Origin of the sequence: Rhodococcus globerulus NBRC 14531 (assembly GCF_001894805.1) — a bacterium.
Taxonomy (GTDB): Bacteria; Actinomycetota; Actinomycetes; order Mycobacteriales; family Mycobacteriaceae; genus Rhodococcus_F; species Rhodococcus_F globerula.
On sequence record NZ_BCWX01000002.1, the window covers coordinates 1321183 to 1335869 of the forward strand.

General features: G+C 62.0%; 13 protein-coding genes. 2 read left to right on the forward strand and 11 right to left on the reverse strand.

The window, feature by feature from the left end:
* Positions 1-25 precede the first annotated feature (25 nt).
* Positions 26-991: a 5'-3' exonuclease gene (locus RG2_RS14635; RefSeq protein ID WP_033231964.1), complete on the forward strand. Its 966-nt coding sequence runs from the start codon at positions 26-28 to the stop codon at positions 989-991.
* Between the two features lie 4 nt (positions 992-995).
* On the opposite strand, the gene RG2_RS14640 is transcribed toward RG2_RS14635, so the two are convergent.
* The 7 genes from RG2_RS14640 to pafA all read right to left on the reverse strand — a co-directional run bounded on the left by RG2_RS14640 (position 996) and on the right by pafA (position 9581).
* Complete coding sequence (locus tag RG2_RS14640) at positions 996-1763, reverse strand: DUF4333 domain-containing protein (protein ID WP_033232191.1); 768 nt, start codon at positions 1761-1763, stop codon at positions 996-998.
* A 105-nt stretch (positions 1764-1868) separates the two neighbouring features.
* Positions 1869-4595 (reverse strand): DEAD/DEAH box helicase, encoded by a 2727-nt coding sequence (locus tag RG2_RS14645; protein WP_033231963.1) that lies wholly within the window; start codon positions 4593-4595, stop codon positions 1869-1871.
* A gap of 85 nt (positions 4596-4680) precedes the next feature.
* Positions 4681-5712 carry a twin-arginine translocase subunit TatC gene (tatC, locus tag RG2_RS14650; RefSeq protein ID WP_033231962.1) on the reverse strand — a complete coding sequence of 344 codons (1032 nt, stop codon included), beginning with the start codon at positions 5710-5712 and terminating at the stop codon, positions 4681-4683.
* 89 nt (positions 5713-5801) lie between these two features.
* Complete coding sequence (gene tatA / locus RG2_RS14655; protein ID WP_033231961.1) at positions 5802-6068, reverse strand: Sec-independent protein translocase subunit TatA; 267 nt, start codon at positions 6066-6068, stop codon at positions 5802-5804.
* Positions 6069-6191: 123 nt separating this feature from the next.
* Positions 6192-7169 (reverse strand): helix-turn-helix transcriptional regulator, encoded by a 978-nt coding sequence (locus RG2_RS14660; RefSeq protein WP_033231960.1) that lies wholly within the window; start codon positions 7167-7169, stop codon positions 6192-6194.
* Complete coding sequence (locus tag RG2_RS14665; RefSeq protein WP_033231959.1) at positions 7169-8179, reverse strand: helix-turn-helix transcriptional regulator; 1011 nt, start codon at positions 8177-8179, stop codon at positions 7169-7171. The genes RG2_RS14660 and RG2_RS14665 overlap by 1 nt, the downstream gene beginning before the upstream one ends.
* A gap of 43 nt (positions 8180-8222) precedes the next feature.
* A complete protein-coding gene (pafA, locus tag RG2_RS14670) occupies positions 8223-9581 on the reverse strand; it encodes a Pup--protein ligase (protein WP_181317503.1) in 1359 nt (452 codons plus the stop codon).
* A gap of 143 nt (positions 9582-9724) precedes the next feature.
* Here pafA and RG2_RS14675 point away from each other — a divergent pair, with 143 nt between their 5' ends.
* On the forward strand, positions 9725-11146 hold the full coding sequence (locus tag RG2_RS14675) for a bifunctional phosphatase PAP2/diacylglycerol kinase family protein (protein ID WP_165826369.1): 1422 nt from the start codon (positions 9725-9727) through the stop codon (positions 11144-11146).
* A gap of 10 nt (positions 11147-11156) precedes the next feature.
* Here RG2_RS14675 and prcA read toward each other — a convergent pair whose 3' ends face one another.
* The 4 genes from prcA to dop form a co-directional block, all read right to left on the reverse strand.
* The gene (gene prcA, locus RG2_RS14680; RefSeq protein ID WP_033231956.1) at positions 11157-11945 is read right to left on the reverse strand and encodes a proteasome subunit alpha; all 789 of its coding nucleotides are present in this window, start codon (positions 11943-11945) and stop codon (positions 11157-11159) included.
* Positions 11942-12820, reverse strand: a complete 879-nt coding sequence (prcB, locus tag RG2_RS14685) for a proteasome subunit beta (RefSeq protein WP_033231955.1) — start codon at positions 12818-12820, stop codon at positions 11942-11944. The genes prcA and prcB overlap by 4 nt, the downstream gene beginning before the upstream one ends.
* Positions 12817-13011: a ubiquitin-like protein Pup gene (locus RG2_RS14690; protein ID WP_033231954.1), complete on the reverse strand. Its 195-nt coding sequence runs from the start codon at positions 13009-13011 to the stop codon at positions 12817-12819. Before RG2_RS14690 ends, prcB begins: the two co-directional genes overlap by 4 nt.
* A gap of 144 nt (positions 13012-13155) precedes the next feature.
* Positions 13156-14655, reverse strand: coding sequence for a depupylase/deamidase Dop (gene dop / locus RG2_RS14695; protein WP_033231953.1), 1500 nt, complete (start codon positions 14653-14655; stop codon positions 13156-13158).
* Positions 14656-14687 lie beyond the last annotated feature (32 nt).

Consider the following 14687-nt stretch of genomic DNA (forward strand, 5'->3'; position numbering starts at 1 on the left):
AGTGCCGACTGGCAGGATGGTGACCATGAGTGGGCCTTTGCTTCTCCTTGACGGTGCCAGCCTGTGGTTTCGTGCGTTCCACGCACTACCCGAGTCCTTTGTCGGCGATGACGGCAGACCCGTCAACGCTGTCCGCGGATTCACCGACATGGTCGCGTCGCTGATCACCAAGCACCAACCGAGTCGCCTCGCCGTATGCCTGGATCTGGATTGGCGACCGCAGTTCCGCGTCGACGCCATCCCCACCTACAAAGCTCACCGCGTTGCCGAGGGATCCGACGGTTCGTCCGAGGAAGTGCCCGATACCCTCACCCCGCAGGTCGACATGATCATGGATGTCCTCGCGGCAGCGGGAATCGCCACCGCCGGTGCGGTCGGTCTCGAAGCCGACGACGTCCTGGGCACGCTGGCCGCCACGGAACGCGATGATCTCACCGTCGTGGTCAGCGGAGATCGCGACCTGTTGCAGGTTGTCACCGACGACTACGTTCCCGTTCGCGTTCTGTACGTCGGCCGCGGGTTGGCCAAGGCCGAACTCTTCGGGCCGGCCGAGGTAGCCGAGAAATACGGTGTGCCCGCCGATCGCGCCGGTGACGCCTACGCGGAACTGGCTGCGCTGCGCGGAGATTCGTCCGACGGACTTCCTGGCATCAAGGGGGTCGGCGAAAAGACCGCGTCGACGCTCATGCTCAGGTATGGATCGCTCGACGGCATCCGCACGGCTGCCGAAGATCCCGAATCCGATATGGCCAAAGGTCTGCGAGCGAAACTGACGTCACCCGAGGCGAAGGCATACCTCGACGCCGCGTTACCCGTTGTGCGTGTCGTGCGTGACGCAGATGTGCAGTTCTCGAGGTCCGACGTACTTCCCGACGCACCGATCGATCAAGCCCGCTTCGACGAACTGGCTGAAACCTTGAGAATCGAGCGTTCGGCCGGCCGTCTTGCCGCGGCACTCAAAGCTGCGGCAAGCCGACCGGCTGACAACTGACAACTCAGCTGGGGCGCGAGACTTCGTAGGTTCCGGTGTCGTCGACAAACGTCAGCGTCACCGACTTCTTCTCACCCGAGACGGAGAGGGTGCACGTGAACTTTGCACCGGACTTGATTTCCTGACCCGACGGGCAGGAAACGTCGCTGACGTTCTTGGCGCCGTACGACTCGGTGACGATTTTCTCGACACCCTTGGCCGCAGCATTTGCGTCCAGCGTGTCCTTCGACGTGAATACGAAGAGGCCGATGACGACGGCTGCCAGAACGACCAGTACACCGATCGCACCGAAGATCAGCGGCTTCTTGGACTTTGCACCCTGCGGCGGTCCCTGATTCCACTGAACCGGCGCGCCGGGCTGAACACCGGGCTGCGCGCCCCACGCCTGTTGCGGTTGCTGGGCCGTTGGCTGCCCCCAGACCTGAGTCTGGTCGCCGCCTGGCTGTTGACCCCACTGCTGCTGACCCGGCTGACCGGGCTGCTGAGGCTGACCCCACGGCTGCTGACCGTATCCGGGCTGACCGGGCTGCCCCTGTGGCTGGCCTGGCTGGCCGTATCCGGGTTGCCCGTACGCAGGCTGGCCTTGAGGCTGGCCTGGCTGGCCGTATCCGGGTTGCCCGTACGCAGGCTGGCCCTGTGGCTGACCGTAACCCGGTTGCCCCTGGGGCTGACCCGGCTGCCCGTATCCAGGCTGTCCCCACGGCTGCTGCGGTGGTTGTTCACCGTTGCCCCACTGCCCATTCGGATCATTCGGTCCGTAAGGCCCGCTCATCTTCGCCTCCACTCGAAACACCAGTCTTCAGTTACCGCGTACGTCACGCATGCCAGATGCCGCGTGCACACGCAACTCCTGGGAATCCAACCACACAGTCCGCGCTCAAGCTGCGTCGAGAGCGACCACTCCGCGACGAATCGACCCCACAGCCTTCGCCGCGACCTTCGCGACGACGGGATCCGTAGCCGTCAGCCGCACCTGATCGAGGAGATCGATTACCTGTCGGCACCAGCGGACAAAATCGCCCGCCGACAACGCGCGCCCCTGCACACCGGCAGCCAGCAACGCTTCGACCAGCGAATTGTCGCTCGCCCAGTGATAGACCGCCGTGACAAAACCCAGATCAGGCTCACGCGTCGGCGGCAATTTGTGGCGAATTTCGTCCGCTCGCAGTTCACTCCACAGCCGCTGGGTGTCTGTGAGCGCATGACGGATCGCCTGCGTCGGCACTCGACTCGTCGTGTCGCCGTCCCTACGGGATTCGTACACGACCGAGGACACGACCGCCGCAAGCTCGGGCGGAGTCAGACCCTGCCACGCACCAGTACGTAGGCACTCGGCCACCAGCAAGTCGCTCTCGCTGTAGATCCGGCTCAGACGTTGCCCGGCTTCTGTCACTTGGGGCACGGACTCGGCGCTCATGTAACCGCGCTCCTTGAGCAACGACACGATGCGGTCGAACGTACGCGCCAAGGAATTGGTGGTGGCTGCCGCTTTTTGTCGCAGTGCCTGTGTTTCCCGAGCCAGCCGGTTGTACTTCTCCCCGATACGACCGAGATGGTCACGATCGGGCCAACTGTGGCACGGGTGCGACCGAATCGCGCGACGCAACGACGCCACCTCGGCGTCCTCGGACGCGCCGCCCTTGTGCCGCTTCTTCCGGCGCGGCGCGGTGAATCCGGTGCTGCGCAACGCCGACGCCAGATCGCGCCGCGACCGTCCGGTGTGGTGATCGACGAACTTCGGCAACCGCATCACACCGAGCGTTTCGGCAGCTTCGGGGAAATCCGCGGCGGACAGCTTTCCGGCCCACTGATCTTCGGCGAGAACCAACGGCCGTGGATCCTTCGGATCGTTGTCCGGCACAAGCACAACGGCGGTACCCGAATGCCGTCCGATCGGAATCGCGATGACGTCACCGCGTCGCAGCGTCCGCAGCGACGCGACGGCCTGATCGCGGCGATCCTCACGACTTTCTCGTTCGAGTTTGCGTTCCCGATCGCTCAGTCGATCACGCAACGACGCGTACTCGTAGTACTCACCGTCTGGACCACCGAGCTTGTCCTGCAACGCTTTCAGCGCGGTCTCGTTGCGTTCGATGCTCCGCACCACGCCTACCACGGAGCGGTCCGCCTGGAATTGGGCGAACGAGCGCTCGAGCAGCGTGCGGGATTCCTTGACGCCCATGCGATCCACCAGATTGATCGACATGTTGTATGACGGCCGAAAAGAGCTGCGCAGCGGGAATGTTCGGGTGGACGCCAAGCCGGCGACGTCGGTCGGTTCGACACCTGGCTGCCACAGGACGACTGCATGCCCCTCGATATCGATGCCGCGTCGGCCAGCTCTACCGGTGAGCTGTGTGTACTCACCCGGCGTCAGCTCGGCGTGAGTTTCGCCGTTGTACTTGACCAGCCGTTCGAGAACCACGGTGCGGGCCGGCATGTTGATGCCCAGTGCCAGAGTTTCAGTGGCGAATACAGCGCGGACGAGGCCCTTGACGAACAACTCCTCGACCGTCTGCCGGAAAGCGGGCAGCATCCCGGCGTGGTGGGCTGCCAGACCGCGCTGCAACGCCTTACGCCACTCCCAGTAACCGAGCACCTCCAAGTCCTCTTTGGGGAGGCCACCGATGTGTTTGTCGATGATCGTGTCGATCTCGCGCACCTGTTCGGGAGTCGTCAGATCCAGCCTCGAGCGAACGCACTGAGTCAGCGCGGCATCGCACCCGGCGCGCGAGAAGATGAAGGTGATTGCCGGCAGCAAACCTTCCTTGTCCAGTTGTGCGATCACGTCAGGCCTGGGAAGTGGCCGGAAATCGTTGGCACTCTGGTAGCGACTACGGCCACGACCGCGCGGCTGCCAGCTTTCCACCCGGTCGAGGGCCTGACGTTGTTTGACATGCCGAACCAGATCCTGGTTGACAACAAACTTCGAGGGTCCGGCCGAAGGATTGCTACGGCTGTCGAAGAGATCGAAGATCCGGCGCCCCACCATGATGTGCTGCCACAACGGAATCGGCCGCGTCTCGTCGACCACAACGGTGGTGTCGCCGCGGACAGTCTCCATCCAGGCGCCGAATTCCTCGGCATTGCTCACGGTGGCGGACAAACTCACCAACCGCACGTCCTCGGACAGGTGCAGGATCACTTCTTCCCACACTGCGCCGCGGAAACGGTCGGCCAGGTAGTGAACCTCGTCCATGACAACGTGTGACAGACCGCGCAACGCCTCCGAATTGGCGTACAGCATGTTGCGAAGCACCTCGGTGGTCATGACAACAACAGGAGCGTCCGAGTTGATGCTGGTGTCTCCGGTGAGCAAACCGACTTCACTGGGGCCGTATCGCTCGCTCAGTTCGGCGTACTTCTGATTGCTCAATGCTTTGATGGGCGTGGTGTAGAAGCACTTTCGCCCAGCAGCCAACGCCAGGTGGACGGCGAATTCGCCGACCACAGTCTTTCCCGCACCTGTCGGCGCGCACACCAGCACACCGTGACCCTCTTCGAGGGCGCGGCAGGCGTTGATCTGGAACGGATCGAGGTCGAACTTCAGCCCCGAAGCAAATTTGCTGAGCTCAACATCAGAACTCGTTTCACTACTACTCATAACCACCTCGTCAGCGTGTCACACGCCGGCGACACGGGAACCCCAGCACCCTGGAGACACGCCTCACAAGGTACCGGGGAACGCCTCACAGGGTGTCGGTAAAGTCCTGGCCCGACGTGTTGCCGGCAGCACCGGAACCGGCTTCGGTCGCGGCAGTTGCCTTCGCCTTCGACTTCCGGCCGAACAATCCGCGTGACTCCGCCTTCGGCTTCGCGGGTTCATCCAAAGCTTCGTTCAAGTCGGTCGGCGCCGAGATCGACGACGCTTCCTCGTCCGACAGCGCGCCCCAGTCTTCGCCGGACTTCCTGGCCTTGCGCTTGTCGTTGATGCGCGCAATCTGCACTGCGAACTCGAACAGCAGAGTGAGCGAGAGCGCAAGCGCGAGCATCGAGAACGGGTCCGAACCCGGAGTTGCGATGGCCGCGAACACGAACAAGCCGAAGATCAAGCCGCGACGCCACGCCTTGAGCCGCTCGTAGGTAAGGATTCCCGCAAAGTTCAGTACGACGACCAGTAGCGGAATCTCGAAACTGACGCCGAAAATCAGCAGCAGGTTGATGATGAATCCGAAGTACTCGGAACCACTGAGCGCGGTGATCTGAACGTTGTCACCGATGGTGAGAAGGAAGTGCAAAGCCTTCGACACGACCAGGTACGCAAGAACGGCACCGAGGATGAAGAGGCCGGCACCGGCGGTGACAAACGCCACGGCGTAGCGGCGTTCCTTCGAATACAGGCCCGGAGTGATGAATGCCCACAACTGGTACAACCAGATCGGACTGGCAAGCACGATTCCCGCGGTGAGGGCCACCTTGAATCGCAGCATGAACTGCTCGAACGGACCGGTTGCGAGCAAACGACACGCATCGTCGACGCTGAGGTTTGCGCGGCTTTCGACCGGAAGCTCACAGTACGGTCCGCGCAATAGGTCGCCGAGGCTTTCGATCCCGAAAATCGACGCGGAGTACCAGAAGAATCCGAAGGCGGTGGTAATGATGACACCGAGGAACGCGAACAGCAGTCGAGTTCGTAATTCGTACAGGTGGTCGATCAACGACATGGTGCCGTCGGGGTTGACCTTCCGCTGGCGGTTACGCGGGTCTAACGGAATTCGCACTGGTACATCCTGCTCTTGGCAAACTGGTTTTGGTCAGCACACAACCGGGGTGAATACAGATTTCACCCCGGTTGGACAGCGGCATGTAGCTAGAGCGGCTTAACTTCGGTCGGCTGCGCGATCGGAGCAGCAGCGCCGGTAGCGGTCACCTGTGCGGTCGGCAGCTGAGCCGGGGCCTGAGCAACGACGGGCGCAGCAGGAGCCGCGTCGTCATTCTGCATTTCCTTGACTTCACTCTTGAAGATGCGCAGTGAACGGCCGAGTCCTCGAGCTGCGTCGGGCAGTTTCTTCGACCCGAACAGAATGACAACGACAACAGCAACAATCAGCCAATGCATCGGCTGCATTGCACCCATAATGACCTCCCATGATCAGATTCCTCGATGCTACCGGACACAACCGGCGTAAGGAGGCTTCCAAGTCCTTACTTCAGCTACCGTTTACCTGTTTGTTTCATGCGCGGTTGCTGTGAAGCCCGCTCACGATCCGATCGTGTCGTAAGCGTCCAACGCCGTCACCGCCCGATTATGCACTTCGGCAACCAGTTCCGGCGGTGCAAGCACCCGAACACCCTCGCCGAACCCGAGAACCAACCGTGCCATCCACTCGAGTGTCCCGAAACTCATTGTTGCCTCGACGGAACCGTCGTCGTTCACCTTCTGGACGTCCATCGGGTAGTAATCGAGCATCCAGACACAGTTCTGAGCTACGAACAATCGGGCTTCGGGCAGTGATCCGTCGCCACTGAACAATTCCAGACTGGAATCCTCGTCGAGCGCGTGCGGTGGCGGAGTGGACGGCTCGTCGAGTTCGATTGCCGCATCGATCCGATCGAATCGGAACAACCGCACACCCTCGGCCTGGCGGCACCAGCCCTGGAGATAGCTGAAATTGTCGACCAACACGATTCGCACCGGATCGACCACCCGCTCGGACACCGCGTCCCGCGAAGCCGAGTAGTAGGTCAGCTTCAGTGCGCGCCGATCAGCCAGCGCCGACCGGACCGTCGCCGTTACCGGATCTTCGGCGACGTCGTCTTCCGGTTCGGCCTCATGCCCGTTACCCGTGGCGCGCGCTGCCGCAGAGCCTGCCGCCGCTTCGATCTTGGCAATTGCTCGTTGCGCCGCGGACGGATCGACCATGCCCGGCATCTCCACCAGCGAGCGCAACGCGATGAGCAACGCGGTCGCTTCGGTCGACGTCAACCGAAGGGGGCGGTCGATACCAGCGGAGAACGTGACGTCGATGCTCTCCTCGGAAAATGACAGGTCGATCAGATCGCCCGGGCCGTACCCGGGCAGCCCGCACACCCACAACTGATTGAGATCGTTCATCAACTGCGTTGTGCTGACACCGAGTTCGGCGGCAGCCTCCGCGGCGCTCATTCCAGGGTTCGCGATGAAAAACGGAACAAGATTCAGCAATCGAGCAAGCCTCGACGACAGGCGATTGTTCATCAGTGAGTTTCCTTCTGCTCGGCAATCTCCGAGCGTGCCGCAGCACCTTGAAGTTTGGTGATCACGTCAGCCCGCAGGTCCGGCGGATCAAGCACCAACGCATCTGCCCCGTGTCCGGCGATCAATCTGGCAGTCCACTCCCACGATCGAACCGGGATCGACAGAACGCTTCCCTCGCGTTCGGTCAGCGTCCGATCCGTCATCGACGACGCCAACCTGCGCAGCTCGTGTGCGCGGTTCGCCGCCACCCAGACAGTCGCGGTACCGGTCACGACACCGGATCCGGTTACTCGGTCCACAACCTCGCGAAGATCAAGACCCTCCGGTTTGTGCACCGCGCCGGCTGGGCCGAATTCGCGAACATCGTCACCGATGCGGGACAGGCGGAACGTGCGGACAGCGTCCCGATCGACATCATGACCGACCAGATACCACTTGCCGTTATGCGTGACCACGCCCCACGGCTCCACTGTCCGCTCGATGAACGGTTCGTTGAGCGCAGCGCGATGCTGGAAATGAACGGCCCGGCCCGCGTCGACTGCGGCGAGCAGCTTCCCGAGAGCCGGTTCGGAACCACGTGAGCGAGCCGGAATCGCGGTAATCGGCGCGGCGGAAACATCCCCGTCGACCTGTACACCGGCAGCACGCAGTTTGAGCAAGGCACTCTGTGCGGCGGAAATCAGCTCGGGCGATTCCCACAGCTGCACGGCAACGGCAACGGCCGCCGACTCTTCGCTGGTCAAATCGACATCAGGAAGCTCATACGCATTGCGATTGATCCGATATCCCTCGACCGTCGAAAACCGCCCAGCCGGTCCCGTCTCCAACGGAACTCCGAGGTCACGAAGCTCGTTCTTGTCCCGCTCGAACATCCGGGAGAACGCCTCGTAGTTGGCGGAATCGCTGTAACCGGCTACTGAATCACGGATTTTCTCCGCAGTGAGGAACTGCCTGGTGGAGAGCAATGCAATCACCAAGTTCATCAACCGCTCGATTTTCGATGTCGCCACGCCGAAATCCTAGTGGCTCTGCGGTTGCCGACACGTCAGCGCACTACATCGACGCGATGAGTCGCTCAACTCTCTCGTCGACCGAACGGAACGGGTCCTTGCACAGGACTGTTCGCTGAGCTTGATCGTTGAGCTTGAGATGCACCCAGTCGACGGTGAAGTCACGCCCCGCGGCCTGCGCTGCAGTGATGAAATCGCCGCGAAGTTTCGCGCGTGTCGTCTGCGGTGGGTTGTCGACGGCGTCGTCGATCGTTTCGTCCTCCGTGACGCGCTTGACCAAGCCCTTCTTCTGCAACACGTCGAACACTCCGCGCCCACGCTTGATGTCGTGATACGCAAGATCGAGCTGCGCGATCTTCGGGTCGGACAGATCAAATCCGTGACGATCCTGGTAGCGCTGGAACAACTTACGCTTGATCACCCAGTCGATCTCGGTGTCGACCTTCGCAAAATCCTGGGCTTCGACGGCGTCGAGCATGCGGCCCCACAAATCGACAACTTGCTCTACCTGCGGATCCGGTTCGCGATTGCGCAGGTGCTCCACAGCCTTCGAGTGATACTCACGCTGGATGTCGAGAGCACTGGCCTGGCGGCCGCCGGCCAACCGGACCGGACGCTTTCCGGTGACGTCGTGGCTGACCTCTCGGATGGCACGAATCGGATTGTCGAGGGCGAAGTCGCGGAAGGAGACTCCAGCCTCGATCATCTCGAGCACCAAGGCGGCAGAGCCGACCTTCAGCATCGTGCTGGTCTCGGCCATGTTGGAGTCGCCCACGATGACGTGCAGGCGACGGTACTTCTCGGCGTCGGCATGAGGTTCGTCGCGGGTGTTGATGATCGGACGCGAACGTGTGGTGGCCGACGAGACGCCTTCCCAGATGTGCTCGGCACGCTGGGAGAGACAGAACGTGGCTGCCTTCGGTGTCTGCAGAACCTTTCCGGCACCGCAGATCAACTGACGCGTCACGAGGAACGGCAACAGCACGTCGGAGATGCGGGAGAACTCGCCAGCTCGCGCGACCAGGAAGTTCTCGTGGCAACCGTACGAGTTTCCGGCGGAGTCGGTGTTGTTCTTGAAGAGGTAGATGTCGCCACCGATTCCCTCTTCTGCCAACCGCTCTTCCGCATCGATGAGCAGTTCCTCGAGAACTCGCTCACCGGCCCGGTCGTGGTTGACCAGTTGGATGAGGCTGTCGCACTCGGCGGTTGCGTACTCCGGATGAGAACCAACATCCAAGTACAGGCGCGCTCCGTTGCGGAGGAAGACGTTGGAACTACGACCCCACGACACGACACGACGGAAGAGGTAACGAGCAACCTCGTCGGGGCTCAGTCGCCTGTGCCCGTGAAAGGTGCAGGTAACGCCGAATTCCGTCTCGATACCCATGATTCGTCTCTGCACACTTCGACAGTACAACCAGAATGCCCGCTTCACCCGTGTTGACGAACTCCCGTGGCGTCACGACTCGACAACATCTCGAGTCGGCATAGTGTGGCGGGGTGAGCTACCTGCACCGAAAACTTGTCCGAACCGACGTCAAATGGATGGAAAGCACTGGCGCACTGAAGCCTTCCACGCTCGATTCCGTGATGCGGCGGCTCTCGCGAGCAGCCAACCACGGGTTCCTGTGGATGGCTATCGCCGGTGTCCTCGCGCTGATCGGCGGACAACCGCGCCGCGCGGCTGCCCGCGGAATGCTCGCATTGGCCGGATCGAGCGCACTGGCAAACGGTGTGTTGAAACCGCTTTTTCCCCGTCGGCGCCCACCCGTTCGCGCGTGGATCAACCCGAAGCGCGGAGTCGAGTTCCCGACGTCCTCGTCGTTCCCGTCGGGTCATAGCGCCTCCGCAGCCGCATTCACTACCGCGGTAGCAATGGAATCTCCGACAACCGGCGCAGTACTCGCTCCATTGGCCGCGGCCGTCGCCTATTCACGCGTGCACAACGGGGTGCACTGGCCTTCGGACGTGTTCGCCGGAATAGCCGTCGGAGGTGCCGTGGCAGCGGGAACGCGCAGGTGGTGGGCAGTACGCGACGAAGAACCCGCGGATCTTGGTCCCGAGTGTGTGGTACCTGCGCTGCCTGGAGGCGACGGACTGGTTGTCTTCACCAATCCCGGATCCGGCAGCGAAGACGACGGCATCGTGGATGCGATCCGGGAAGCCCTGCCCGCAGCAGTCATTATCGAATTCAACCCGGACATAGATTTCGACAAGCAGATCGAAGCGAAGCTTCGTGAGTCGAAACCGCGAGCGGTAGGTGTGTGCGGCGGCGACGGCACCGTCGTCACGGTCGCGGACGCGGCAACACGACACAATCTTCCGCTCGCAGTTTTCCCAGGTGGAACCCTCAACCACTTTGCCCGCGACGTCGGTGTCGCGGACGTCGCTGAAACCGTGACGGCGGTCGAGTCCGGACAAGCAGCGTTTGTCGATCATGCCGTGGTGACAACCGATACCGGGGTTACCGCTCGTTTTCTCAACACAGCCAGTCTGGGCGGCTATCCGGATGCGGTACGGCTACGTGAAAAGTGGGAACCGCGATTCGGCAAGTGGCCGGCGGCCGCCGCGGCGATGATCCGCGTGCTAGCCGCCGCAGAGCCGATGAGTGTCACCATCGACGGCACCAAGGCTAGTATCTGGATGCTCTTCGTCGGAAACGGCCGGTACTCCCCCGGCGACCAGGTCCCGATGTCGCGGCCCGAACTCAACCGTGGGCTGCTCGACGTCCGGTACTTGCGAGCCGACCGGAAATTCTCCCGCGCCCGGTTGCTGTTTGCCGCTGCCACAGGAACATTGGGCAGCTCACCGGTCTACATCCACTCCCTGGCGCCGACGCTCTCGGTTCAGGTGAATGCTGAGTCTGTAGCGATTGCCACCGACGGTGAAGTTGTGGCAGACGCGCGCCGGTTCGATTTCACCACCGAACCGGCCGCGGTTGCCGTCTACAGAATTTCGAAGGACTGAAAAACAGTTGCTATTGGGGTGCGTCGCCGTTTGACGGCGGCGCATCCTCAGTCTTCTCAGCCTTGCTCTGTGGCTCTGCTGCCGATGGCAGCATGGCTTCGAGTGCTGCTCCCGAGATTCGCTTGAACGCACGGCGCGGACGGTTGTTGTCGAGAACTGCAACTTCCAGTGCCTCGACAGTCAGCACCCGGGGCTCGGCCTCGGTTGTTCCGACGGGCGCCGGCCCACCCTTCTGCAATGCTCCAACTGCGATACGTACAGCGGACTCCAGATCGAGGTCTCGCTGATACGACTCGCGCATCGCGGTAACGATTGGCTCTGTGGTGCCGCCCATGACCACAAATTCCTGCTCGTCGGCAATCGAACCGTCGTACGTGATCCGATACAGCTGAGCCGGCGTGTTGCTACCGAAGCGGCCGATTTCCGCAACGCAGATCTCGACCTCGTACGGTTTGGGTTGCTCGGTGAAAATTGTGCCCAGAGTCTGGGCGTACGCATTGGCGAGCGAACGGCCTGTGACGTCACGACGGTCGTACGAGTACCCACGCATGTCCGCGTGCACAATGCCCGCACGACGGAGATTTTCGAATTCGTTGTACTTGCCGACGGCCGCAAAACCGAGACGGTCGTACAACTCACTGACCTTGTGCAACGCCGTCGACGGATTCTCCGCGACAAACACCACACCGTCGCGATACGTCAGTACGACGACGCTTCGTCCACGGGCAATTCCTTTGCGCGCCAATTCCGAACGATCGCGCATGATCTGTTCGGCTGATGCGTAATACGGCATCGTCATAGCGCAGAACCCCCTTCCGGATTACCGAGCGCCGTACGCGCCGCAACAATGTCCCTGGCGATTTCGGCCGCCCGCTCCGTGGACAGTTCCACGGCTCCTGCTGCGGTGATCGTGACTGCGGTCGGATAAATTCCGCGCGTAACGTCTGGTCCACCAGTCGCCGAATCGTCGTCGGCGGCGTCGTACAGAGCCTCTACCGCCAAACGAAGCGCAGTGGCCTCGTCGATGCCCGGTGAATACAACTTCTTGAGCGCCGACTTCGCGAACAATGATCCCGATCCGACAGCGTGATAGCCGGCACGTTCCTCGTACCGCCCACCCACGACGTCGTACGAGACGATGCGACCCGCCGTCGTAGGGTCGACGGCGTCCACGTCGTAGCCGACCAGCAGCGGTACAACTGCGAGTCCCTGCATTGCGGCGCCGAGATTGCCACGCACCATCGACGACAGACGATTTGCCTTGCCGTCGAACGTGAGTGAAACGCCTTCGATCTTCTCGTAATGCTCGAGTTCAACCGCGAACAGGCGCACCAGTTCGATCGCGATGCCGGCGGTCCCGGCAATCCCCGCAGCCGAGTAGTCGTCCGTGATGTACACCTTCTGCACGTCACGGCTGGCGATAAGATTGCCCATGGTCGCCCGGCGATCGCCGGCAAGCAACACGCCACCGGCGTAACTGATCGCGACGATGGTGGTCCCGTGCGGAGCAACATCACCCCCGCCCATGGTTACACCTCCCCTGTCAGCGAATCGGTTCTGCGGAAGATGCTCCGGTGCGTGCACTCGAAGATATTCCGAGAATGACGACAGATTGGAGCCGAAGCTCAACCGTGTGTCCCCGTCGGTTATCCGGGGCGCGCGATCCACCGTCACTGGCCGCCCTTCTGCACGTAAGCGCGGACGAAGTCCTCGGCGTTCTCTTCCAGCACGTCGTCGATTTCGTCGAGTAGGTCGTCGGTTTCTGCAGCGAGCTTCTCGCGACGTTCCTGGCCGGCACTACCGTCGCCGCCAGTGGTGTCGTCGTCTTCGCCGCCACCGGCACGCTGCGTCTGTTCTTGAGCCATCGCCGTCGACCTCCTTGTGTGAAGGGAGCTCTCACGAGCATCCTGTTCTGCCCAGCAGTCTCGGTTACTGATCCGCTCGGACCTTTACCCTACCGAGCGACACCGTCACGCGCCGGGAGACTCGGCCGCGATTCGGCACCAAAATCAATGTGTCAGCTGATCCACCAACTCCGCAGCGCTGTCGACGGAGTCGAGCAGAGCACCCACATGAGCCTTACTGCCGCGCAGTGGTTCCAGGGTCGGTATCCGGATCAGCGATTCACCACCGAGGTCGAATATCACCGAATCCCAGCTGGCAGCAGCAATATCGCCACCGAATCGCCGTAGGCATTCACCACGGAAATACGCACGCGTATCGGTGGGCGGATTGGACACCGCGTCGAGCACCTGTTGCTCGGTGACCAGTCGTTCCATCGATCCGCGGGCAACCAATCGGTTGTACAAACCCTTGTCCAAACGGACATCGGAATACTGCAAATCGACCAAATGCAGGCGCGGAGCCGACCACGCGAGACCTTCGCGGTTGCGGAAACCTTCGAGCAGGCGCAGCTTTGCCGGCCAGTCCAGGATGTGTGCGCAGTCCATCGGATCGCGTTCGAGAAGATCGAGAACCATGGCCCACTTGGACACGATGTCGTCGGCGCGCGCATCCCGATCAGTTTCCCGATCGAGGAACTTGGCGACGCGTTCGAGGTAAATACGTTGCAGCGCAAGCCCAGTCAACTCGCGCCCGTCGGACAAGGCGACGGTCTTGCGCAGGGTCGGATCATGGCTGATGTGGTGAACCGCGGTGACGGGGCGCGCCAACTGCAGATCCGTCAGATCGACGCCCGCTTCGATCAGATCGAGAACCAGCGCCGTGGTCCCCACCTTGAGGTACGTGGACATCTCCGCAAGGTTCGCGTCACCGATAATGACGTGCAGACGGCGGTACTTGTCCGCGTCGGCGTGCGGTTCGTCGCGGGTGTTGATGATTCCGCGTTTGAGAGTCGTCTCCAGCCCGACCTCGACCTCGATGTAATCGGCTCGCTGCGACAGCTGGAAACCTGCCTCGTCCCCGGACTGGCCGATGCCCACGCGACCGGAACCGCAAATGACCTGGCGTGACGCGAAGAAGGGCGTCAAACCGGCAACGATGTCCGTGAACGGGGTCGCCCGGGAGCACAGGTAGTTCTCGTGGGTGCCGTACGAGGCCCCCTTGCCGTCGACGTTGTTCTTGTACAACTGCAGGCGCGGCGCGCCGGGAACACTCGAGGCGTGGCGAGCAGCTGCTTCCATGACCCGCTCACCGGCCTTGTCCCAGATCACCGCGTCGAGTGGATCGGCCACTTCAGGTGCCGAATACTCGGGATGTGCGTGATCGACGTACAAGCGGGCACCGTTGGTGAGAATCATGTTTGCCGCACCGATTTCGTCGGCGTCGATCACCGGAGCCGGCCCGCTGAGTCGCCCCAGGTCGAACCCACGGGCGTCACGCAGGGGCGATTCCACCTCATAGTCCCAGCGTGTACGCCTCGCTCGGGGTACACCCGCGGCGGCGGCGTACGCCAGTACCGCCTGGGTTGATGTGAGTATCGGATTCGCCGAAGGCTCACTGGGTGAAGATATTCCGTACTCGACCTCGACACCGATAATCCGCTGCATACGTTCGAGACTATGCGATCGAGCGTCAGTAC

Bases quoted from the DNA above. Each gene is read 5' to 3' on its own strand.
- RG2_RS14635 (WP_033231964.1), top strand. From the start codon at position 26: ATGAGTGGGCCTTTGCTTCTCCTTGACGGTGCCAGCCTGTGGTTTCGT.
- RG2_RS14640 (WP_033232191.1), bottom strand. From the start codon at position 1,763: ATGAGCGGGCCTTACGGACCGAATGATCCGAATGGGCAGTGGGGCAAC.
- RG2_RS14645 (WP_033231963.1), bottom strand. From the start codon at position 4,595: ATGAGTAGTAGTGAAACGAGTTCTGATGTTGAGCTCAGCAAATTTGCT.
- tatA (WP_033231961.1), bottom strand. From the start codon at position 6,068: ATGGGTGCAATGCAGCCGATGCATTGGCTGATTGTTGCTGTTGTCGTT.
- RG2_RS14660 (WP_033231960.1), bottom strand. From the start codon at position 7,169: ATGAACAATCGCCTGTCGTCGAGGCTTGCTCGATTGCTGAATCTTGTT.
- RG2_RS14675 (WP_165826369.1), top strand. From the start codon at position 9,725: ATGGAAAGCACTGGCGCACTGAAGCCTTCCACGCTCGATTCCGTGATG.
- prcA (WP_033231956.1), bottom strand. From the start codon at position 11,945: ATGACGATGCCGTATTACGCATCAGCCGAACAGATCATGCGCGATCGT.
- RG2_RS14690 (WP_033231954.1), bottom strand. From the start codon at position 13,011: ATGGCTCAAGAACAGACGCAGCGTGCCGGTGGCGGCGAAGACGACGAC.
- dop (WP_033231953.1), bottom strand. From the start codon at position 14,655: ATGCAGCGGATTATCGGTGTCGAGGTCGAGTACGGAATATCTTCACCC.